The 22,072-nt window shown below is 58.9% G+C and carries 22 protein-coding genes; 9 read left to right on the forward strand and 13 right to left on the reverse strand.

The genetic code is table 11. From position 1 onward, the window contains the following. Window positions 1-6 precede the first annotated feature (6 nt). From AC1DYR_RS15305 to AC1DYR_RS15315, 3 genes are all read left to right on the forward strand, one after another. Window positions 7-1,053: an SDR family oxidoreductase gene (locus tag AC1DYR_RS15305; protein WP_477705834.1), complete on the forward strand. Its 1,047-nt coding sequence runs from the start codon at window positions 7-9 to the stop codon at window positions 1,051-1,053. Between the two features lie 114 nt (window positions 1,054-1,167). Beyond that, window positions 1,168-1,407 (forward strand): acyl carrier protein, encoded by a 240-nt coding sequence (locus AC1DYR_RS15310; RefSeq protein ID WP_477705835.1) that lies wholly within the window; start codon window positions 1,168-1,170, stop codon window positions 1,405-1,407. Window positions 1,408-1,433: 26 nt separating this feature from the next. Then, window positions 1,434-2,666: a beta-ketoacyl-[acyl-carrier-protein] synthase family protein gene (locus AC1DYR_RS15315; RefSeq protein WP_477705836.1), complete on the forward strand. Its 1,233-nt coding sequence runs from the start codon at window positions 1,434-1,436 to the stop codon at window positions 2,664-2,666. A gap of 68 nt (window positions 2,667-2,734) precedes the next feature. Here AC1DYR_RS15315 and rfaE2 read toward each other — a convergent pair whose 3' ends face one another. The 3 genes from rfaE2 to AC1DYR_RS15330 all read right to left on the reverse strand — a co-directional run bounded on the left by rfaE2 (window position 2,735) and on the right by AC1DYR_RS15330 (window position 4,470). Beyond that, the gene (rfaE2, locus tag AC1DYR_RS15320; RefSeq protein WP_477705837.1) at window positions 2,735-3,154 is read right to left on the reverse strand and encodes a D-glycero-beta-D-manno-heptose 1-phosphate adenylyltransferase; all 420 of its coding nucleotides are present in this window, start codon (window positions 3,152-3,154) and stop codon (window positions 2,735-2,737) included. Between the two features lie 96 nt (window positions 3,155-3,250). Continuing rightward, entirely contained in the window at window positions 3,251-3,601 is a 351-nt protein-coding gene (locus AC1DYR_RS15325; protein WP_477705838.1) for a Rid family hydrolase, read from the reverse strand. Beyond that, entirely contained in the window at window positions 3,601-4,470 is an 870-nt protein-coding gene (locus tag AC1DYR_RS15330; protein WP_477705839.1) for a ferritin family protein, read from the reverse strand. The genes AC1DYR_RS15325 and AC1DYR_RS15330 overlap by 1 nt, the downstream gene beginning before the upstream one ends. Before the next feature lie 416 nt (window positions 4,471-4,886). Here AC1DYR_RS15330 and AC1DYR_RS15335 point away from each other — a divergent pair, with 416 nt between their 5' ends. Continuing rightward, complete coding sequence (locus AC1DYR_RS15335) at window positions 4,887-5,471, forward strand: glutathione peroxidase (RefSeq protein WP_477705932.1); 585 nt, start codon at window positions 4,887-4,889, stop codon at window positions 5,469-5,471. A 626-nt stretch (window positions 5,472-6,097) separates the two neighbouring features. On the opposite strand, the gene AC1DYR_RS15340 is transcribed toward AC1DYR_RS15335, so the two are convergent. Beyond that, entirely contained in the window at window positions 6,098-6,715 is a 618-nt protein-coding gene (locus AC1DYR_RS15340; RefSeq protein ID WP_477705840.1) for a glutathione S-transferase family protein, read from the reverse strand. A gap of 176 nt (window positions 6,716-6,891) precedes the next feature. Between AC1DYR_RS15340 and purB the strand changes: the two genes are divergently transcribed. After that, the gene (purB, locus tag AC1DYR_RS15345; RefSeq protein WP_477705841.1) at window positions 6,892-8,283 is read left to right on the forward strand and encodes an adenylosuccinate lyase; all 1,392 of its coding nucleotides are present in this window, start codon (window positions 6,892-6,894) and stop codon (window positions 8,281-8,283) included. 293 nt (window positions 8,284-8,576) lie between these two features. Here purB and AC1DYR_RS15350 read toward each other — a convergent pair whose 3' ends face one another. Both AC1DYR_RS15350 and AC1DYR_RS15355 read right to left on the reverse strand, forming a co-directional pair. Next, on the reverse strand, window positions 8,577-8,882 hold the full coding sequence (locus AC1DYR_RS15350) for a DUF2007 domain-containing protein (RefSeq protein ID WP_477705842.1): 306 nt from the start codon (window positions 8,880-8,882) through the stop codon (window positions 8,577-8,579). Window positions 8,883-8,959: 77 nt separating this feature from the next. Continuing rightward, on the reverse strand, window positions 8,960-9,427 hold the full coding sequence (locus tag AC1DYR_RS15355; protein ID WP_477705843.1) for a DUF3717 domain-containing protein: 468 nt from the start codon (window positions 9,425-9,427) through the stop codon (window positions 8,960-8,962). Window positions 9,428-9,940: 513 nt separating this feature from the next. Here AC1DYR_RS15355 and AC1DYR_RS15360 point away from each other — a divergent pair. The 3 genes from AC1DYR_RS15360 to AC1DYR_RS15370 all read left to right on the forward strand — a co-directional run bounded on the left by AC1DYR_RS15360 (window position 9,941) and on the right by AC1DYR_RS15370 (window position 11,719). Next, the gene (locus tag AC1DYR_RS15360) at window positions 9,941-10,669 is read left to right on the forward strand and encodes a TerC family protein (protein ID WP_477705844.1); all 729 of its coding nucleotides are present in this window, start codon (window positions 9,941-9,943) and stop codon (window positions 10,667-10,669) included. A gap of 79 nt (window positions 10,670-10,748) precedes the next feature. Next, window positions 10,749-11,198, forward strand: coding sequence for a hypothetical protein (locus AC1DYR_RS15365; RefSeq protein ID WP_477705845.1), 450 nt, complete (start codon window positions 10,749-10,751; stop codon window positions 11,196-11,198). Between the two features lie 167 nt (window positions 11,199-11,365). Continuing rightward, window positions 11,366-11,719: a phage holin family protein gene (locus AC1DYR_RS15370; RefSeq protein ID WP_477705846.1), complete on the forward strand. Its 354-nt coding sequence runs from the start codon at window positions 11,366-11,368 to the stop codon at window positions 11,717-11,719. Here the strand turns inward: AC1DYR_RS15370 and AC1DYR_RS15375 are convergent. After that, window positions 11,675-13,228, reverse strand: coding sequence for a M48 family metallopeptidase (locus AC1DYR_RS15375; protein WP_477705933.1), 1,554 nt, complete (start codon window positions 13,226-13,228; stop codon window positions 11,675-11,677). The genes AC1DYR_RS15370 and AC1DYR_RS15375 overlap by 45 nt on opposite strands. A 64-nt stretch (window positions 13,229-13,292) precedes the next feature. Beyond that, window positions 13,293-14,072, reverse strand: coding sequence for a TfpX/TfpZ family type IV pilin accessory protein (gene tfpZ / locus AC1DYR_RS15380; protein WP_477705847.1), 780 nt, complete (start codon window positions 14,070-14,072; stop codon window positions 13,293-13,295). A gap of 42 nt (window positions 14,073-14,114) precedes the next feature. On the opposite strand from tfpZ, the gene moaC reads away from it, so the two are divergent. Next, window positions 14,115-14,603, forward strand: a complete 489-nt coding sequence (gene moaC, locus AC1DYR_RS15385; protein ID WP_477705848.1) for a cyclic pyranopterin monophosphate synthase MoaC — start codon at window positions 14,115-14,117, stop codon at window positions 14,601-14,603. 8 nt (window positions 14,604-14,611) lie between these two features. Here the strand turns inward: moaC and AC1DYR_RS15390 are convergent, their stop codons facing one another. The 5 genes from AC1DYR_RS15390 to AC1DYR_RS15410 all read right to left on the reverse strand — a co-directional run bounded on the left by AC1DYR_RS15390 (window position 14,612) and on the right by AC1DYR_RS15410 (window position 22,044). Then, entirely contained in the window at window positions 14,612-16,204 is a 1,593-nt protein-coding gene (locus AC1DYR_RS15390) for a PglL family O-oligosaccharyltransferase (RefSeq protein WP_477705849.1), read from the reverse strand. 130 nt (window positions 16,205-16,334) lie between these two features. Continuing rightward, window positions 16,335-18,146 (reverse strand): PglL family O-oligosaccharyltransferase, encoded by a 1,812-nt coding sequence (locus AC1DYR_RS15395; protein ID WP_477705850.1) that lies wholly within the window; start codon window positions 18,144-18,146, stop codon window positions 16,335-16,337. A gap of 57 nt (window positions 18,147-18,203) precedes the next feature. Further along, a complete protein-coding gene (locus AC1DYR_RS15400; protein WP_477705851.1) occupies window positions 18,204-18,704 on the reverse strand; it encodes a pilin in 501 nt (166 codons plus the stop codon). A gap of 146 nt (window positions 18,705-18,850) precedes the next feature. Beyond that, window positions 18,851-21,256: a GspE/PulE family protein gene (locus AC1DYR_RS15405; protein WP_477705852.1), complete on the reverse strand. Its 2,406-nt coding sequence runs from the start codon at window positions 21,254-21,256 to the stop codon at window positions 18,851-18,853. Next, on the reverse strand, window positions 21,253-22,044 hold the full coding sequence (locus tag AC1DYR_RS15410) for a 3',5'-cyclic-nucleotide phosphodiesterase (RefSeq protein WP_477705853.1): 792 nt from the start codon (window positions 22,042-22,044) through the stop codon (window positions 21,253-21,255). The genes AC1DYR_RS15405 and AC1DYR_RS15410 overlap by 4 nt, the downstream gene beginning before the upstream one ends. Window positions 22,045-22,072 lie beyond the last annotated feature (28 nt).

Genomic DNA, 22,072 nt, shown 5'->3' on the forward strand with positions numbered 1-22,072 from the left:
CTTAACATGTCAAAACGCGTACTGCTTTCGGGCGCAACGGGCCTGATTGGCGGCGAATTAATGCTTCTTTTGGCTGCGCGCGGCGTCTACAGCACTGCTGTGGTGCGCGCTACCGATTCGAACCAGGCCCGTGACCGTCTGCTGGATCGCCTGAAAAAGAGCGTCCTCTGGAGGCCTGAATTTGCCGACATGGTGTCTGCCGAGGCCGGCGATGTGATCGAGCCCGGTTTTGGCCTCAGCGCGGCAGTTCTCCAATCGGCCGATGTCATCCTGCATTCAGCGGCCAGCACCTCGTTCAAGCCCGGCGCCGGGGTCTATCCCATCAATCTCAAGGCCGCCGAGCATTTTTCCGGCATCCTGAAAGACCTGCGACCCTCACAACGCGGTTTTTTTGTTGGAACGGCGGCAGTGACCACCGAGCCGCGCGGCGTGATTACCGAAGACATGCCGTTTGCCGGCTATGCCAACGACTACATCAGGTCCAAACGCGATGCCGAAACCCTGCTGCGCGGCAAAGGCCATCCTTTTGTCAGCCTGCGCCCCGGCATTGTGCTGTCGCGCGGGATTGACGACGCCAAACTGGCCCGCAACATGTTGTGGTCCATCCCGGTCATGGCCGAACTCGGTGATGTGCCGCTGGATCCCTTGGGCAAACTCGATTTCGCGCCGGTGGATTTCATCGCAGGCGCCTTTGCCGAAATGCTGCTCAAGGACGAGTTCCGGCACGATTGCTATCACGTGTCTACGGGGGAAGACTCCATGACCTTCGCAGCGCTGGCCGAAGAATTGAAAGCCAGCATGCCCGGTATCGGCAAGATGGTGATGCGTGGCAGGGACTTCGTGCCCACGCCGAAGTTTGCCCGCCAGCGCTGGATGTTTGAAGCATTGCAGCCGTATTTGCCTTTCCTGACCGCCGATGCGGTGTTCAGCAATGCTCGCCTGCGGGCAGAAATTGGCGCGGCGGCCGTTGCGCCGGCGCCCATCAGTTATCTGGGTGAATTATTGGGGACCTTCAGCCTGTCGGACGCCGTCAGGCAGATGTACACGCCCTGAGGTACGAAAACAACGCGGCTGCTTTTGTAAAATGCCCCTACAGGTCCGAAGAGGCCGGCCGTCATATCGATGGTGGGACAATGGCGGTTCGCATTACATATTTACTGGTTCGTGATGAATTCTGATTTGATTAATCTTTTTGCCGAGACATTTGGCATCAGCGAGGAAAAACTGCTGCCGGATGCCACGCTGGAGAGCCTGGGCCTTGACTCCCTCGCGGTCATCGAATTTCTGTTCCAGATTGAGGACCAGTTTGGCATCCAGATTCCGGACCAGGCAAGCCCGCCGCGCACCCTTGCTGAAATGGTTCAACTGATTGAACCCCTGCTGCCATCAGGCAAGCCCACCGCCTGAGCCCTGACGGGCCCGCCAGACCGCCCATGCGTCGCGTAGCCATCACGGGTCTTGGCGTTGTTTCCGCCGTTGGAACCGGCACTCCTGCATTCTTCGAGTCCCTGCTTTCCGCCCGCTCCGGCATCCGGGGCATTGACATTGGCTTTCCCACCGGCAGCGAAAGCGTGCTGGCCGGTGCCGTCCAGTTCGACTCCGACCAGCATTTCCCCCGCGCCCGGCTCCTGACCATGGACCGGGTCAGCCAGCTCGCGGTGGTGGCTGGCCGTGAAGCCATGGCGCAGGCGGGATGGGGCCCTGAAGGTGGCTTCGCACCCGAGCGTTTCGGCGTCTCGCTGGGCACAGGCAGCGGTGGCGCAGGATCCACGGATGTGGCTTACACGGCATTGCTGGAGCAAAAAGTGGCGCGGCTGCGCCCCATGACGGTCGTGCTGGCCATGCACAACGCCATTGCCGCCCATGTGTCCATGGAGTTCGGGCTGAAGGGCCCCAGCAGCACGGTTTCCAATGCCTGCGCATCGTCGGCCACATCCATTGGAGAAGCCTTCCGGCAGATCCGCCACGGTTACGCCGACGCCATGCTGGCTGGTGGTTCTGAAGCCTTGCTGAACCGCGGCACCATCAAGGCCTGGCAAGCCATGCATACGCTGGCCAGGCCGCATGCCGACGGCGCCGAAACCTCATGCCGTCCGTTTTCCGTTGACCGCTCAGGCCTGGTGCTGGCCGAAGGTGCCGCCATGCTGGTCCTGGAAGAGTGGGAGAGCGCCAAACGGCGCGGCGCCAATATCCTGGCCGAACTTTGCGGCTACGCATCCACCACCGACGCCCATCACCTGACGCAGCCCGACGCCCAGGGGCAATCACTCGCCATGACGCTGGCGCTGAAAGACGCGGGACTGCAGGCCGCCGATATCGGCTACCTCAATGCCCACGGAACCGCCACCGATGTCGGCGATGTCGTCGAAACCAGCGCCATCAAGCTGGCCTTCAAGGATCTGGCCGGGCGCCTGCCCATCAGCTCCAGCAAAGGGGTGCACGGCCACGCCATGGGCGCTGCGGGGGCCATGGAATTTATCGCCAGCGTGATGGCCTTGCGTTCCGGGCAACTGCCGCCGACGGCCTTCCTGGTGAACCCCGACCCGCGTTGCGACCTGGACTACATACCGCTGGAAGCGCGCGATGCGAACGGCCTGCGCGCGGTGATGTCCAACTCGTTTGCCTTTGGCGGCTCCAACGCCGTGCTGGTGGCGAAGTCCGCCTGAGGGCGACCACCCTCCGAAGAAAAGCCGGCCGGGCTCTCCCGATGCCCGATGCCCGATGCCGGTTGATATCAGCGCGCAGCGCGGATTTTTTTCACCAGGGCCGTCGTCGAATAGCCCTCCACAAACGGGATCGCCCGCGCACTGCCGCCATACGCCTTGACCACCGCGGTTTCTGCCAGTTTGTCCATGTCGTAGTCTCCGCCCTTCACCAGCAGATCCGGCTGGAGCTCACGGATCAGCTCAAGCGGCGTGTCTTCGTCAAACCAGGTGACCAGGCTCACCGACTCCAGCGCAGCCATCATGGCGGCGCGGTCGTGTTCGTTGTTGAGCGGCCGGTCGGGGCCTTTGCCCAGCCGCCGTGCGGAGGCATCGGTATTCAGCGCCACCACCAGGCTCGCGCCCAGCGCGCGTGCATCGGCCAGGTAGGTGGCATGCCCGCGGTGCAAGACATCAAACACCCCATTGGTAAAGACAATGGGATGCGGCATTGAAGCAAGCCGCTGCCGCGCTTCTTCGCGGGGGACTATTTTTTGCAGGAAGTGGGCAGAGGAGGGGGTAGGGGGCTCGCTGGGCATCCCGCCACTTTAACGGAAGGCCTGGGCCACGACCTCAACTTGCAAGCCGCCATCGAGCTGCGCACCGACCACTGCGCGCTGCGGCCAGGCGCTGCTGTCGTCGCCAATCCACTCGCGCCAGGCCGCATCCAGTTGTTTTTTGTGCTGCATGTCCGCCAGGAATATTTGCACGCTGAGCAGCGAGGCGCGTGAAGCGCCTGCATGCAAAAGGTGGGCGTCAAGCATCGCCAGGGTTTGCGAAAGCTGCCCGGCAAAGTCCAGGGAGGCATCGCTGGCATTGGCTACTGCAAACACCTGCGCGCCGCGGGCTACCACCCGGCTTCTGCCGCCCGAGGCACTCGGCCAGCGGACGTCCTGCATCAGGCGCCGGCAGGTGCCGGCTTGGCGGCGATGGACTCCGCCAGTTCCCTGGCGACTTCCTTGCGGTAGCGGTTCAACTCCTGCACGGTCTTGAAGCTCTGGTTCAGCAGCAGACTCAGATTGTGCAGGATGCGCTCGACCACCTTGCCCTCCCACACCGCGTCAAACTTGATCTGCGTGTCGAGCCAGTGCTCCAGCCACTCGGGGTTGGGCAGGCGGCTCTGGATGGTGTCGCGCGGGAACAGGCTTTTGTTCACGTGCAGGTTGGTCGGGTGCAGCGCCTGGGCGGTACGCCGTGCGCTGGCCATCAGTACGCCCACCTTGGTGAATGCGGACTTGGCTTCATTGCCGAAGTTGTTGATGGCGCGCTTCATGTAGCGCAGGTAGGCGCCGCCGTGGCGGGCTTCGTCCTGGCTCAACTGGGTATAGATCTGCTTGATGACGGGTTCGGTATGCCATTCGCTGGCGCGGCGGTACCAGTGGTTCAGGCGAATCTCGCCGCAGAAATGCAGCATCAGCGTTTCCAGCGCGGGCGCGGGTTCAAACTCGAAACGCACTTCGTGCAATTCCTTTTCCGTGGGGGCGAGGTCCGGGCGGAAGCGCTTGAGGTATTCCATCAGCACCAGCGAGTGTTTTTGCTCTTCAAAGAACCAGATGGACATGAAGGCCGAGAAATCGCTGTCGTCCTTGTTGTCGCGCAGGAACATTTCCGTGGCGGGCAGCGCAGACCATTCCGTGATGGCATTCATCTTGATGGTCTGGGCCTGCTCGTCGGTCAGCTTGGACGCGTCAAAACTTGCCCATGGAATGTCCTTGTCCATGTCCCAGCGGACGGATTCAAGTTGTTTGAACAGTTCGGGATAAAGCATGAGAACTCCTTCGCAAGGGATATGCAGATATATCTGCCTCGGATGTCCTGCGGGAGCATCCTGGGTACTTGTAACGATTTTAGGCGGCTAATGTGACAACGGGCGACTTATGCGCTATTTACCGGCAAATCAGGGTAATTCGGACCCCATTCCGGCGCGTTGGACCACACAAGTGCTCTTTTTCGGACTGCATTGTGCCAAATAATGCCATGCAGACCCCGGATAGTCCGGGGCTGAATTCCCGCTGAATCCATTCACCGCGATACGGGCGTATCGTCAGGGCATGTTGTGAAACATGTATGACAGCGCCAGAATAAACCTGAATCAGCCCGATCACCAGCCCGCGAGTTTACCCAATGACTGCCACTGCCTCTTTTTACGCCCCTCGCCAGGCGGCCCAGTTCCTTTTGCTGATCATGCTGGGTGCCCCCGCGCTGCTGGCCTCCCGCGGCGCGCTGGCGGCGCCACCGGCACCTGCAGTAGCGCCCGCCGCGCCGGCACGGGCAACATGCCCCGCGCTGCTGCAGCAGACGTTTTTACGTCTGCAGGACGAAAAGCCCCAAACACTTTGCCAATACAGTGGACAGGTGGTGATCGTGGTCAACACCGCCAGTTTTTGCGGCTTTACCCCGCAGTACCGGGGGCTTGAAGCGCTCTACGCCAAATACAAAGACCGGGGCCTGGTGGTGCTGGGTTTTCCGTCCAATGATTTTTCGCAGGAAACGGGTAGCAACAAGGAGATCGCGGACTTCTGCGAAAACACCTTCGGCGTGAAGTTCCCCATGTTCACCAAGACCAGCGTGACCGGAAAGGACGCCAACCCACTGTTCCAGAAGCTGGCGGCCACAACAGGCACCACGCCGCGCTGGAATTTTTACAAATACGTCATTGCACGCGACGGCGCCAGCGTCACCAGCTTCAACTCCATGGCCGACCCGGCCGGCGGCGCGCTGGTCAAAGAGATTGAAAAACAGCTGGCTATCAAGCCCGCGGCCCGTTAACAAAAATTTACCTGGGAGACCTTTTATTTGCGGGAACTACCCCGCACTTGTGCTCTCATACTTCTGCAAGCGCGATTTGCCTTCACCGGTAGCGCTGGCAAGAGAACAGTTTCATTGTTGCGAAGCCTTCTGAGCCGTCCAGGTTCAGCTGCAATCCCGGGGCGCTCCTCCTCCTCCCTCCCTCCCTCGTTCGCGCCGGGGCGCTTCGCAGCATTTTTATATTCCGGCCCCTTGCCGGGCCAGGGCCAACACATGCGTTGCGCCCGCCTGAAGTTCACCGCCGATGGCCTGGTGGACTTCCATCGTGATGACCGGGAAACCCGCGAAGTCCCCGCAAGCGCTATTATTTTGATAGCTGCTTGCGCTTGTTCTGATTGGGCCAGGAGCCATTTTTATGCCTGAAATCAGGCCATCTCGACCTCAAAACACCTGAAAAGGGCCGCTCAAGAGGCGTTAACAGAGGCCTTGAGCCTGTTTTTGGACTGCTTTCAAACGCGAATAGTAGCCAGAGCCCAATAAAGGCGCGCGCAAGAAGCTATTAAATACATAGCAACAGCCGGTGGTGTCTTGCGTTTATAGGTGATTTGGCGTCGGCGAGTAGTGCCATCTCCTCCACCACCCCCGCATCAACCCGGCGGAATCGTTTCCGCAAAGCTCGGCCGTTGCATCAGCTTGTCTTGCAGCTTGGCCAGGTTGGGGTACATCTCGCGCCAGTTGATCTGGGTAAAGCGGAAATCGAGGTAGCCGAGCGCGCAGCCGACCGCGACGTCGGACAGGCTGAAGTGGATGCCGCTGCAGAACGACTTGTCGCCCAGGCCGGTGCTCATGGCCTTGAGGGTGGCTTCGATCTTGCCCATCTGGCGGTCGATCCAGGCGTCGCTGCGCTGCTTGACGCTGCGGCCGGCCCAGGTGGCTTCGAGGCGCGCCAGGATGGCGGCGTCGATCAGGCCGTCGGCCAGGGCTTCCCAGGTTTTGACTTCAGCGCGCTCACGGCCCTGGCTGGGGATGAGCTTGCCGACGGGTGACAGCGTATCGAGGTATTCGACGATCACGCGGGAATCGAATACGGCTTCGCCGCCTTCCATGACCAGGCAGGGCACCTTGCCGAGCGGGTTGGAGGCCTGGATGGTGGTGTTGGCTGCCCAGACATCTTCCAGGACAAACTGGTAGTCGAGCTTTTTCTCGGCCATCACTATGCGCACTTTGCGCACATAGGGGCTGGTAGCGGATCCGATGAGTTTCATGATGGTGTGAGATCGTGGTCCGGGGGAAGAGCATTCTATCGAGTAAGCCGGCAGCCGGGCTGACGGGGGTGTAACGCGGCGGGCAAGAAGATTCGCAAATATGCACATCTTTTCGGGCTTGCGGCAGAGGCTCCCGGCGCGGCGGGCGCGGCAGGCACCCGGCCTACAATTGGGCCATGAGCTCTCCCCCCCCTTTTTCCACGATCAACGCCCTGTCCCCACTGGACGGCCGCTACGCGAACAAACTGAACCAGTTACGCCCCCTGATGTCCGAACAGGGCTATATGCACCGCCGCGTTCAGGTCGAAGTGGCGTGGTTCATCGCGCTGTCCGATGCCAAATTCGCCGAATTCAAGCCGCTGAGCCCGGGTGCCCGCACCTATTTGCTGGGTCTGGTCAAAAACTTCTCGGAGGCCGATGCGTCGGCCATCAAGGAAATCGAAAAAACCACCAACCACGACGTGAAAGCCGTGGAGTACTGGATCAAGTCGAAGTTCGAAGCCCGGCCGGAGCTGCAGGGCGCCAGCGAATTTGTGCACTTTGCCTGCACCAGCGAGGACATCAACAACACCAGCCACGCGCTGCAGCTTAAAAGCAGCCGCGACCTGGTGGTGCTGCCGGCTCTGGACAAGGTCATTGCGCAGCTGCGCGAAATGGCCCACATCTATGCAGAAGAACCCATGCTGAGCCGCACGCACGGCCAGACGGCCAGCCCGACCACGGTCGGCAAGGAAATCGCCAACGTGGTGGTGCGCCTGGCCAATGCACGCGACAAAATCGCCGGCATCAAGCTGATGGCCAAGATGAACGGCGCGGTGGGCAACTACAACGCGCATCTCTCGGCCTGGCCCGACTTTGACTGGGAGGCCTTCAGCCGCAACGTGATCGAAACGCCGGAACCGCTGGGCCTGGGCCTGACCTTCCAGCCCTACAGCATCCAGATCGAGCCGCACGACTACATGGCCGAGCTGTTTGACGCGGTAGCCCGCACCAACACCATCCTGATCGACCTGGCCCGCGACATCTGGGGCTACGTGAGCGTGGGCTACTTCAAGCAGCGCCTGAAGGACGGCGAGATCGGTTCCTCGACCATGCCGCATAAGGTCAACCCGATTGACTTTGAAAACGCCGAAGGCAACCTGGGGCTGGCCAACGCGCTGCTGCGCCACTTGAGCGAAAAGCTGCCGATTTCCCGCTGGCAGCGCGACCTGACCGACTCGACCGTGCTGCGCAACATGGGTGTGGCGCTCGGCTATGCCGTGCTGGCCTACAACTCGATGGGTGTGGGGCTGAACAAGCTCGAACTCAACCGCGAAGCACTGGGCGACGACCTGAATGCCTCCTGGGAAGTGCTGGCCGAACCGATCCAGACGGTGATGCGCCGTTACGGCGTGCAGGGCGCTTACGAGAAGTTAAAGGAAGTCACGCGCGGCAAAACCGTGAAGGCCGAAGACCTGCACGCGCTGATCCGTTCGCTGGAAATTCCCGACACGGAAAAAGAGCGCCTGCTGAAGATGACACCCGGCAGCTATGTCGGCATGGCGGCCGAACTGGCGAAGAGGGTCTAACCCCCGTCCAGGCTCACTGCGTGTAGCCTGTTCCCCCCTTGCAAGGGGGCGGCGCCTGCGGTCTGGCAAAGCCAGTCCCACGGCACCACTGGTTGTGCCCACAGAACTCTTCGAGCAAGCAGGGGCCGCGGAACCGGCTTTGCCGGGCCGCAGGCGCCGTCCCCTGCAAGGGGAAAAGGGCTACACGCAGTGAGCCCGATAGGGGTGTGCCCATTGTTCGGCTTTGCCGGGCCACAGGCGGGCGGCCCCTCCGGGGGCAGCGACCCACACGAAGTGGGGGAGCGTGGGGGTGCTTACCCCACCGTGGGGGCTAGTCCACAATTCCAGCACTGCTCAAAGCCACCTTCAACGACTTCACCGCAGGCGCACAGCCAGCGCCGCTGCGGCATGTTCTGCAGGTGGTCAAGCAACTCGCGGGCGCGGGGCTCTTCTTCGTGGTGCGTGAGCCAGACTTCGGGCTGGCACTGGTCCGGCGGCAGCTCTCCAGCGACGCTGCCCAGGAAATAACGCTGCACACTGGCGGCAATGCCGGCTTGTTGCAGCATATCGACCCACAGCGCAGCGATGGCGATATTGGGAGCACGCGTCAGTCTGAGCATGCCGTCAGTGTAGCGAAATCACTATCAAATTCATAGCTGCCTGCGCTCGCCGTTTATGGGCTGCAAGCCAAAAAGGCTTAGATTTTTGGCGTGGCGACAAGGGCAACGGGCGCGGCATCTTTCTGCGCGTCCTTGTCCCTGTTTTCAAGCGCGCGATCAGCGTAGCGGCCAAACCGCCATGCAATTGCTTCCTGCGTGATACGGCGCCAGGTACCGCGCTTCTCGGCGGGCGTCATCTCGGGCCAGTGCTGCACTTCGTCAAACGTGCGGCCGCAGCCCTTGCACAGGGCGTCCCCCTGGCTGGTTGAACAAATGGCAATGCAGGGCGTGTCGGCGGTTGTGTCATACCAGGTCCGCCACGCCGCCAGCGCCTTGGGCGGAAAGCTTTTTTCATCGGCCTCGTCCTCATGGTAGAAAACCAGGAGCGCGTAGACCTCGGCGAGCGCACGCAGCTCAGGGGCCAGCGTCACCCCGTCGGGCGAAGGCTTTATGTCGCGCCAGTAGTTGATGGCGGCTTCAATATCGGTGATGTGGATGCCGGGCATGGAACGGTGGGTCTAGGGGGCTGCCGCTGAGCGGATGAAGCGAGCGCGAAGTGGCGAAGAGGCAGGAAGTGGCAGTGCCGGGCCGTTCATTATCGGCCAGACGGGCCGGCCAGCCAGCCTGTGGGGAAATTGAGGCATGCCCCCGCATCGCGCCGGTGCGCCGGTGCGCCGCGGGGCCGGGTTGCAAAAAATCTTTTTTTATTGTCAAATACCCAGACGAAGGGGAGTAACTCCCTCGTTTTGCTGCAATATACGAAAACAGACACCACAGCAAAATCGCTAACAACAAGTCGTCATTACGAAGTTCACACTTCCGGCTTGTTGGGCATGCAGCGACACTGCATGTCGAGCCAGACCTTCGATTGAAACCTGAACAGGTTTGATCGAGGCATTCGCGGCGCCCAGTTACGCCGTCCCAGCCACCCATCACACCCGTTCCGGTTTCACGAAGCCGGGAATCCGTCGTGCGCCGTCGCATGGATTTCCAAGTCGAAACTTGACATGGAGTGTGACGTGGAACTATTTACTGCCCCCTGGTGGTCCGCCCTGCTGGCGATCATCCTCATTGACCTGGTGCTCGCCGGCGACAACGCCATCGTGATCGCACTGGCCGCGCGCAACCTGCCATCCCATCTGCAGAAAAAAGCCATCGTCTGGGGTACGGTCGGCGCCATTGTGGTCCGCTCTGCCATGACGGTTGGTGTGGTGTGGCTGCTGAAAATTCCCGGCCTGATGCTGGTGGGCGGCCTGGGGTTGCTGTGGATTGCCTACAAGCTGCTGGCCGACCAGGGTGACAAGGAGCACGACGGCCCGGTTGCCCACACCTTCTGGGGCGCCATGAAAACCATCGTCGTGGCCGACGCCCTGATGGGCATCGACAACGTGCTGGGTGTGGCTGGCGCCGCGCACGGCTCATTTGACCTCGTGGTCATCGGCCTGCTGGTCAGCATCCCGATCGTGGTGTTTGGCAGCACCATGGTGCTCAAGCTCGTGGAGCGTTTCCCCATCATCATCAACGTCGGCGCCGCCGTTCTGGCCTTTACCGCCGCGAAGATGATTGTGAGCGAACAGCTGCTCGACCCGATCTACGGCGGCCCGGGCACCATGCCTTCCGCTGAAACCCTGCACCTTGCCGCGCAGTGGGCAACGTACGCCCTTGCGGTGGCAGGCGTGCTGGGCGCAGGGTGGTGGGCCTCGCGGCGCTCCCGGTCCGCGCGGGATGCCGACCTGATTCCGCACTGAAACCAGCAACCCGTGGGGGGCATACGCCCCTCTTTCAGCCAGTAAGCTTCTAAAACGACGACAACTCTAGGAGAACTTTATGGACAACATCATTGTGTACATTGACGATGCCGCATATGCCCTGCAGATGCTGCAACCCATGCTGCCGGCTGGCGAGGCCCACAGCCCCACCCGCTGGATCGTGGTCGGCTGCGCACCCCGCGTGACGCACCGCGTCAGCAAATGGGTGACACACAGTGCGCGGGAAAGCTGGCGCGGCAAGTGGGCCGAGAAGGTGTTCGCACAGCTGATGCCTCTTCTTCAAAAAGAAGGCAACACCGTGTTGACTCAGCTGGCGCAGACCACCCTGGTCACCCAGACCGAGGGCCTCATCAGGCAGTATGGCGTTGCACGTGTGCTGGATGCCCGGCGGCCGAAATTCGGCCAGGACATGCAACCGGTCACGGCAACACAGGCCCAGGAGAGTCACGGCATTCTGGGTTATGCCACGGCGTTGGCAGGTGCCGGGCTGCTGGTCGCAAGCGACTGACGGCTTTCACCTCGTGCTGTAATCCCGGGGGGGTTACTTCCCCGGTCTGGTTCGCTGAAATCGGGCTGCGCGCTGGCTGAAAAATGCCTGGGCCACCCGGGAATGCAGCTTCTACTCGCCAGAAGGATGAGGGGCCGAATCGGGCAGACCGGTGGTATTCTTTGCCCATGAAACTTATCCTCAAATGGCTTTTAAGCGCGGCGGCCTTGCTGGCCGTTGCCTATCTCTACCCCGGGGTCGTAGTGACCAGTTTCACCGGCGCGCTGATTGCCGCGGCGGTGCTCGGTGCGCTCAACATGGTGGTGCGCCCGATTCTGGTTTTGCTGACGCTGCCCGTCACGCTGGTGACGCTGGGTTTGTTCCTGTTTGTCATCAACGCGCTGATGTTCTGGGCCGCGGCCAGCCTGATCAGCAGCCTGAATGTCACGGGTTTTACCGCCGCGCTGATAGGCTCGCTGATTTATTCGGTGCTCCAGCTAGCGATCGACTTTGTCCTGGAGCGCCTGCTCTTTAACAAGTAGTTCCGTCTGGCGGGTTCGCGTATCGATGATTGAACCCTCCACATAATCTGCGCTGCCGGGGTTGCTGCGCATCAAGCCCTGCGCCGCCTTGAAGCGGTCCAGCGCGGCCGGGTAGTCCATCTGGGCAGCGCGGCTTTCCGCGTCGGCGCGAATCGCCTGGACCTGCTTGTTTTGCTTGCCATACGCCACCGCAAGCAGCTGCCAGGCCATCGCGTCCTTGGGATGCAGCGTCACCCAGCTTTGCAGCCGGCCCGAAACGTCCTGTGCACGGTTCGCAGCCATCAGAGACTGGGACTGCAGCAGTACCTCAGCGCGAGATGTGGCCCTGGAAATGTCGGTAGATGGCGCCGTAGGGGGAACCAAGCCGGCCGTCAGGTCAATTTCAACGGCCAGCAGATCCACCGCATTGGCGACATGTGGAACACCCGCAGCAAGCGGCTTCAACCGTTCCAGCAAGCTTTTCGCCGTGGTGAAATCGCGCAGCCGGGCCGCCGCAAAAGCGCCACCATACAAAACTCCGGCATCGCGCACATTGTCGGCCGTGGGAAGCGGTTGCAGTGCGGCAACAGGGCCAGTCTGGCGCTGGGCCTCCGCCACCATGGAGCGCAGAACATCAACCCCCGGAGCGGCCAGGATGCGTGCCCGCGATGCCATCATGGCGTGCAGCACGCGGGCCCTGCCGGCCTCGATTTCTTTTTCGCGCGAGGGTTTTGCCGCGTCCGTTGAAGACAGTTGCACGCGCGCCCGCGCTTCGGCAATTCGCTCGGTCGTCAACGGATGGGATCTCAAATAGGGAAAGGAGCCGTTGTCATTCAGGCGCGAGGCCTGCTGCAGCCTTTCGAACATGGCCGAAACACCGCGGCTTTCAAAGCCCGCATCGGTCATGACCCCGAAACCCACGCGATCGGCCTCCCGCTCCATGTCCCTGGAAAAGTTGAGCTGGTTCTGCATCGCGACCGCCTGCCCGCCGACCACGGCGGCGCTGCCGGCATTGCTGCTCTTCCCGGCAGCCAGCACGCCAAGAATCATGGCGGCAATCATCCAGGGAGTTTGGCGCGACTGTTGCGTTAGCATGCGCGCAATGTGCCGCTGGGTGACATGGCTGAGTTCGTGGCCCATCACCGCGGCCACCTCATCGGCACTTCCCACCGCGGCCAGCAGGCCCAGGTGCACGCCAAAGTAGCCCCCGGGCAATGCAAAGGCATTGATACTGCGATCCCGGATCAGGAAAACCTGCCAGGCAAAACGCTCTTCAAGTTCGGTATTGAGCTCGCCCCGGGCCCTTGCAGCGGCCACCAGCGGCAACCAGATACTCTGAAGGTAATCGCCGAGCACCGGATCATCAATGTAGTCAGGGTCGCGGTAGATGCTGACGGCAATACGGTCTCCAATACGCCGCTCTGCTGCCGCTGCCAGGTCGGAAGTTTCACCCAGCGATGGCAATGAACCCGTCGAGCCTCCGGTCGTACCGATGGGCGCCTGAGCCAGCGAGGAGCCGCCCAAAGCCATGAGAACGATGCAGGCCAGGGCAAGGCGGTTCAGGGCCGGACGCGGCTTCACGGACACAGTTCGCCTAGAAGGAGTCAATGGGTACAAATGCAATTACCTCTGCCGTTTTGGTATCGATGAGGACAGTCCAGAAAGTCTTGCGTCCGATCATCGGGATATAGCCAATATCGCTGATCTTGCGACCCGATGCCAACGCTGGTGCCAATGCGTTATCGATATTAACAACGTGCACCGGAAAACGGGTTTTGAGTTCTGCAAGGGGCTTGGCCTGTCTCAGGACCTGCGGCTTGGCCGTTTCATAGCTTTGCCATAGATCGGGACGAGCACCCAGAGACGCGCCATTGAGCGCGGCCATGGTCGCATCAAAGCTTTCCTTGGGGTCTTTGAACTCCCGCACAGACAACAGCGTAGGCCCGGTCAACGGCAGTTGCCGCAGGCCTTCGGGCGCAAGCGAAAGAAGCTTCGACTCAATTTCAATGGCGTGAACGACGCGAAACCGATCAACTTCAAAAACCAGATGCACGGGACGGGCCACTGCGACCGTCCATACTCCATAAGCGAGCGCAGCCAGCTGCAACAGTCCGATCACGCACAAATCCAGGCGCAACTCCTTACGCGGCTTGGCAGTGTTGAATACAGCAAGGGTCATCAGCGGACCCATGATCACATCCACCGTAATGACCAACAGGAAGAGCTCGCGCCCCCCCGATATTTCACGATAAGGATAGGGGTACCAAACGACAAAAACCAGCAACGCCGCGAACAAGGCTATTGCCAGGCTAATGCCTAAATGAATACCGGAAGCCTGAAGCCGGCTCCTCCAAAATTCTGAGTTCTTGACCATGGTCTTATGATGCTGGATACATGTAAAGGTTCTTGCTGCACGATGTCCGACTCACCACTCACCCATTTTGACGCTCAGGGCCAGGCCCATATGGTGGATGTATCCGGTAAAACTTCCACGCATCGTGTGGCCATCGCGCAGGGCCGTATCGTAATGAATTCCGCGACGCTGTCCATCATCCTCGCCGGTAGCGCAAAAAAAGGTGATGTGCTGGGCATTGCTCGCGTCGCCGGGATCATGGCTGCTAAAAGAACCAGCGACCTGATACCGCTGTGCCATCCCTTGGCTTTGACACGGGTATCCATCAAATTCACTCCGGATGAGAAAACCGCTTGCATTGCCTGTTCCGCAACAGTGGAGACGGTTGGTCCAACGGGCGTCGAAATGGAAGCACTGACTGCGGTGCAAATTTCACTGTTGACGATCTATGACATGTGCAAGGCCGTAGATCGAAGCATGACCATCACCGACGTGCATGTTCTTGAAAAACACGGCGGCAAATCGGGCAGTTTTGTCCACGAAGCCTTGTAGTACCGTCTTCATCTGGCTGCCGCCGCTCCCGTCGATGGAGCCTGCCCCGGTATAAATTTGCTGTTTTGCCGCGTCCACTGTGCGTATTCCATCGGGAAAGCGGCCCTGTAGCGCGCCAGATGCTCGACAGCCACATCATCAGAGCCGAGCATCACTGCACTTTCAATGAGCTTTTCGATGACTCGTGGCTCCGGCGAGTAGTGCAGCAATGCGCTCGCGGTATCAAATATCCACTGGGCGTTTGCAGGAGTCAGCGGTGTGAGAGATATCTGGGCAAAGCGCACTTGATCGGCGAATAACCACGAGCCCTCAATTTGGGCAAGCGTGTCGCTGCGATAGGCGGCAGCCCGTTTGTCCACCGGAAGATATATCTGGCTTACGCGGCGGTAGTCCCACGCAGCATAGACAACGGCTATTGCCAGGGCGCCCCCCAGCAAAGACATACCCATGGCTGATACTCGGCCAGGTTTGGGGGGGGTCACCGCAATCGGGGCCGCATTCTCGCGCCTCCAGAGCATTGCGATGCAAAGGCAAAAAGCCATCTGAAATGGGCCATACCATAGCGGATACTCGAGCATGCTGTGGAGCAGAATCACAAGAAGCACGGTCCATGCGAGCTGGCGCGCCGGATGAGTCTCGCGCCATGGCGCGCGGCGGATTGTCCAGTATGTAAAGGCACCGCAGACGAACAGCGAGGCGGGAAGCCCTAGCTCAACAGCGAGTTGCAGCGGTAAATTGTGGGCGTTGTCGAGTATTTGGCAGAACCGCGGGCCGTTGTAGAGGGTGATGTAGTGCGCGTAATCCAGCTCACCCCATCCCCAGCCAAACCACGGTTTCTGGGCAATCAGGTTCCACACGTTCGACCAGAGCGTCCAGCGGCTAACACAGAGTTCATCGCCGGTCAGAAATCGGGCCGCTGCCCCATACAGCGACGGGTCGAGTCCGGCCAGCCATGGCAGGAAAAGTATGCCCAACACGTATACAACCACTGCCATCCCCAGTAGCCAGCGGGCAGGAGACGCTCGCAGTGCACCCCAATGCCACCACAATGCAGCTACACAAAATAGCTGAACCATACCCGTGCGAGAGGAGGAGCCGGCATTTCCCAGCGCAAGTACCCCAACACAAAAGACAGGTACCAGTAGCCGCCGGCAATCGGTCTTCCCAACGAAGGCATGGCGCCCCGTATCCTTCACCATCCACCAGATCACCGCAGCCAGGGCAATATTGGCAAGGGTGGCAAATTGATTACGCTGGCGCAAGTTCGCGAATGCCTCACCCAAACCGGCTTTGGCCACCCAGGGAGCGAAAGCATCGRCATGGCCAGAATATTGCAACAAGGCAAAAATACTGCTGATTGTTCCTGCCAGAATCCACGCGCAGGAAACCGGGGCGGTCCAGTACCGGGTGAACGGAGCGTTGCTTGCCGCTTTGTCGATACTCGGCAAGATGACCTGAAGAAAGATCAGGCCAGCGACGGCAGCGAGGCTTATCAGCAACGGAACAACATTGGGCGACGGGCCGGGAGCGAACGGATTCAACCAAGGCAACAGGACCAGCAAGGTGACAGGCACCTTCCACGTATCAGCGGAGAATTTCATTCTTTTTGGGGTGCATCCACACCGTGCGAGGGTATCGGCAACAAGCCCGGTACTTGGCGATACTGCAAGTGTATGAGCTTACGGTTCGCACGATTCCCGACGACCCGTCGGCTGAAATATGGTGTGGGCCCTATTCCCGGGTTGACGCTGCATTACTACTGGCTGGCGGGGTCGGAAACGGAATTTTTGACAGTTGCGGCCATTTTGTCCCGGAGAGTTCTACCCACGCTTCTTTGGCTTCCCTGCACTTCTTCGGAGGATGCATGCTGCACAGAAGCCGCAGGGTCTGGACGGCATCGCCGTCAGCACCATTCAGGCCAGCCGCAAGGGCATAGCTAAAAAGAGAGGAAGAGTACGCATATCGTGTGGCCACCCGGCGCATCCAGTCGAGTTGCTCTGCCGTCATGTTTGGGCTGGCCTCCGTACGCGTAAACCGGAGCAGCGCCTCCAGCTGGGTTAACAAAAATGCACGGGGAGGGACGTGCTTTGTATCAATGCCGATGCGGCGGTCTTCAAATTGCATGGCCTGCCAATCTTCTTCGAATGCCGGGTACTCCTTCGTGATCAGGATAAATAGCACCACTGTGATGGCTGTGACAGCGGGCACAAGGGAGCGCAGAAGATTTCCTCCGGGTATTCTCCATAGCCCCAGAATTACGTCTGGCTTGGCACTTAAAGCCCCCATCCAAAATCCTACGGGCAGCAGAAAGTAGGCGTAATACAGGGGAAGTTCAACCATCGCGTGGCTGAACACGAAACCCGTACCGAGCAACAGACACCAGGACAGGGAATCGCAAACAATCCGGTACTGCCACAAAAACCACATAGTCACTAGCAAGGTAACCACAAGCCCAATTGGCAGGCCGTTCCACAGCACTAAATCGAGAAAAAGATTATGGGCGCTCTCAAAGAATGTGTAGGTGGGAGGAAAGGCAAGTGCCGTGGCCTGCTGCGCCGCGGCTATTTGCGCCCACCCGTAACCTTGCCATGGGGCCCGCGAAACCGCCTCTGTCATTGATTGCCAATAAATGGTTCTGATTCCAGGGGCCAGACGATTGGCAATKCTTCTTGCATCATCTCCAAGCAGCAGCCATTGATTGATCGCAGGCCATGCGAACGCAACGGCAAAATAGAAGACCGCGACCAGGCCAATTGCGCTTGCGCTGATACGCAGTTGGCATCGCTTACGCAACGGTACATATAAAACCAAAAGCCAAGCCCATGCCAACAAGACAGAGCGGGAGCCGGTCATGACCAGACCCAATGCCAGCAAAAGGGCCGCGCCCATCGCAACCGTGGCTTGTATTTTTCTTGCTTCGAATAAAAACAGCAGCCCAGTCAGGCCGAGTAGCAATAACGTGGCGAAATGATTCGGCTGAGCCAGATTGGCGTAGACTCGTGCGCCCGGCTCAAGGCCAATTACAAAAATCGCGAGCTTGCCCAGATCCAGCCATTGGTGAAACGCGATGCCCATGGACACAATTGCCGCCATCGAAATGGCGAGCCACAGACCTGTAACGCGCGTCAGATCAACCGGACGATCACCATGAGGCTTGACATAGCGGGAGCCCGTGAAAACGGCGAGTCCGAACCCCAGGAGGTACAAAAATGCCATCACCGCATCGCCTCTAAAGGCCACCAACCCAAAGCAGTATTGCACTATAGGCACTATCGCCAGAACCCAGGCAGCGCACGATAGTAGCGGCACACTTTGCACGCGATAGATTGCCGCCCATAAGGTTAGGGGCAAGAACGCCAAGGCCATCGTCCACTCTTGATGGGCGGTAAGCCAGGGCGAATAGTGGTTAGGCAATAAATACGCAAAAAATGCCAGGGCCGACAACCACGTGAAAGCCCTCTGTCGTACCCAGGTTTCCGAGATCAACTTGTAAACTCCCATTGATATTTTTAGGGTCGCGCCAAAAATAAAACGGCGCGTCATTCGACGCGCCGTTTTACATGCAATACCGGGCTGCTGTTTTAGGCAGCAGCGCTGCAATTAACCCCTGCAAGAACCTGGCAGGTATTTGGTAGGTGTTGGAGCTGTTGTTCCAGGACCGCAAACCCATTTGTAAATGGTTGCACCGACATCGGTGCTGGCAAGTGCCGTACTGGAATCCTTGAACGGAACCAGCTGGACCTGCGTACTGGCGGCATCTTTCAGATCGGTAGCAGGTTGCGTAACCACAGTAATCACACCAGCGGCAGTGGTCGAGATTTGGTAAACATATTTCGTGGGCGCACTTGCGGCTGTCGGAGTGCTGGCATTCTTTTCACAGCCCCAGTTATTGGCCGTAGGAAGGACCGTGCTGGCGGAAGATTGCACAGTTTCAGTGATGCTGGTACGGCACTGTGATGCAGCCAGAATCACTTCAGACACTTTTGCACGAATGGTGTAGTCCTGGTAAGCAGGCAGCGCCACCGCAGCCAGGATACCGATAATCGCCACGACGATCATCAATTCGATCAGGGTAAAACCCTTTTGGATTGAACGTTTCATAAAAACTCCTTGGTTAAAAAAACTAGCTCAACTTCTCAGCAGTTTTTATGCCACGTTAAAGAGCCTTCTTTTTCGTGATTTTTGGACCGTAAAAGACTGACAACTTACTTTTTTGACCCGTACCCCAAAATCTAACGACATTTTTGTCACTTGATACAAACGGATCGGACCATCTTGAGATCCGTCAAGCCCATGAGCACTTTTTCCATGCCGTCCATCTTGAGCGTGCGCATGCCGCTGTTGACAGCGCTTGCAAACAGCTCCGCTACGCGAGCCCGCTCCTGGATCAGTTTTTTGGCAGCGTCATCCGCAATCATCAGTTCATGCAAACCAACCCGGCCTTTGTAGCCGGTTTTGTTGCACTTGTCGCAGCCGACCGCGCGGTACAAGGTCAGTTTGTCGTCTTTTCCGTAGCGCTCCATCCAGTCTTCATACAGCTTTTGTGACTCGCCGCCAGGATCGGCCTTCCAGGCTTCGGTATTACGCAATTCTTCCGAATATTCCTTGATGAAATCCTTGACTTCCTGCGCACTCGGTTGATACGCCTCTTTGCAGTCGCAGAGTTTTTTGGCCAGGCGCTGGGCCAGGATACCCAGCAGCGCATCTGCAAAATTAAAAGGATCCATACCCATGTCCAGCAAGCGCGTAATGGATTCAGGGGCGGAATTGGTGTGCAGTGTCGAGAAAACCATGTGACCCGTCAGTGAGGCCTCCACCCCCATGGCCACGGTTTCCTTGTCTCGCGATTCTCCGACCATGATGATGTCGGGATCGGCTCGCAGGAAAGCACGCATGACCAGCGCGAAGTCGATGCCCGCCTTCCGGTTGATTTGCACCTGGCGCAAACCCTTCTGTGTAATTTCCACAGGGTCTTCGGCGGTCCAGATTTTGGTATCCGGCGTGTTGAGAAATTTCAGGATGGAATGCAGCGTGGTGGTCTTGCCGGAGCCCGTGGGGCCACATACATAGAAAAGGCCGTAGGGTTTAGAAACAGTTTTTTCCAGTCGCTCTTTGTTGTGTGCCGTCAGCCCGAGTTTTTCAAGTGGAATCGGTTCGCCCGCGGCCAAAATCCGCATAACCACATCTTCCACGCCACCGGCGGAGGGAATCGTAGCCACACGCAGCTCGATGTCGAGTGGGCCGTATTTTTTGAACTTGATCTTCCCGTCTTGCGGTTTGCGCTTTTCAGAAATGTCAAGGTCGCACATGATCTTGAGCCGCGTGACCATGGCCTGGCGAAACTGCGCCGGCACTTCAATGTAGGGCTGCAAGGTACCGTCAATGCGAAAGCGGATACCGGTTTTGGCCTTGCCCGGCATGGGCTCGATATGAATGTCCGACACCTTCTGGTTATATGCGTCGATGATGACCTTGTTGACGAATTTGACCAGCTCATTGTCGGCCGCCGCAGACTCCAGGGAAGAGTCATCACTGGACTCGCTCTCCAGCGGCGAGTCCATGTCTGCAAGCAGTTGGTCGATGGTGCTACTGTCTGCAGCCATGCCAAAAAGCTGTCCCAGGGTCTCCTCAAATTCCGTCTGGGTTGTAACGCGGTAAGAAAATTTGGAGACGCGGGGAAACACCTGGGGAACCACGCGCGCCCCTCGCACTGCTTCCGGATCCACACACATGATCACGAGGCCGTCCGTGGTTTCCTCCAGTGGAATCCAGCCTTGCTGTTCAATGAAGTCCCGTTTCAATGCTCCGTGCAGCATTTCCGAGCGGATCCGCCCGGCATTGAATGGTTCGTAGGCAACGCCGAAAAATTTGGCGAGCGACGCACCGATCTGGGTAGGCCGAATGTGGAAGCTGGCCATCAGCATATGCTCGACCGACTTGCCCTCTTCTCGAGCCTGGAGGATGCATTGCTGCAACTCTTCCTGAGACAACACGCCCTCGGTCACGAGACCGTCATATTTGGTGGCTTTGCGCCTTTGGCTGTCCCCTGCTTTTTGCATGCGCTGACGTATGGCAATACCCAAAGTCTTGCATAGCTGCAGTGCTCCGTCTTCCTCAAGCTTTCCAAAAGGCTGATCGCTCCGGTTGTTGATAACCTGCAGAACGCCGTACAACGTGTCTCCGTCCATGACGGGCGCCACCAGCATCTGCTTGGTTCTATACCCGGATCGCTTGTCGACTTCCTGGAGAAAGCTCAATGCAGGATGAATTTTCTTCAGTGCCTCCTCATCGTAGACGTCCGCGATATTCACCATCTGGCGAGCCATGGCTACGTATCCCGCAATGCTCTGAGCACTAACCGGAAGTTTCAGGTCGCGGCTGGTATTGAGCCCCGTCTTGACCTTGGAAACAATGGAACTGCGGTCTTCGTTGACTGCATAAAGTGTTAACCGGTCCGCATTAAAAAGCTTGCAGATGTCCTGGCTGGCCTCAAGCATGATCTGCTCGACATTTTCCGTCTCATGAATCCGGTTGGTAACTAGCTGAAGCTGCCGGAAATACAGGGCTTCAAAAGTAACGCCCCGCTCCTGGGGAGGCAGCATTTGCGAGTCAAAAAACTCATCCTGGGGGTCACGTTGCAATACGGCACTCATAGCTCAAACTCCTGACCCGCCCTCAACCACCGGATGTCGTGCGATACATTCGGGCCAAACGGGCGGGTTTGGTCAAAACGCTGTATCTCGGCCATGATCAGGTCGGTCTCGGCCGGCTTGGTATGGGTAATGTAGATGGGATAACTGTTTCCTCGCTCGATGCAATCGAGCTCATTGGCAAGCGCATGAGGAGAAAGATGTAGGCTCCGCTTGGCAAGGTCGCGCTCTCGATTGCTAAATGCCGTTTCGATGACCAGCATGGCAACCTTTATCTGATTAATGCGGGCCCACAGAGCCGGGTTCTGTTCCGTGTCGCCCGTGAACACCCAATACCCCTTGCCCGTGGCCACCGCATAGCCTGCAGCCGGAACGGTATGAACGGCAGGTAGAACCTCTATTTGCTTACCAGCCAATAACAAGGTTTGTCCGATTTCCAGAGGGTGAAAACTGACAAACGGGGCCTCGGGGCTGGGAATGCGGGAAAAGTCGGGCCAAATGGTGTTGTTGAAAATATGCGCCTTCAGTGCGTCAATCGTGCCCTGCAGCGCATGAATCTGGATAGGTGTTGTTCTCCGGGCTGCAATGGCGTCCACCATCAACGGTAACGCGGCCACGTGATCGAGGTGCGAATGCGTCAACAGGACATGGTCAACACCAGCCATCTCATCCAGCGTGAGATCTCCCACTCCCGTACCGGCATCAACCAACAAATCATGGTCAAGCAAAAAAGACGTGGTCCGGCAGTCTTTGGCAATGGCTCCCGAGCAGCCGAGTACACGTACTTTCATGAGGTTTTCCGGTTGGCCTGACTTGGAG

The sequence above is a fragment of the Polaromonas sp. P1_F9 genome, assembly GCF_056405615.1.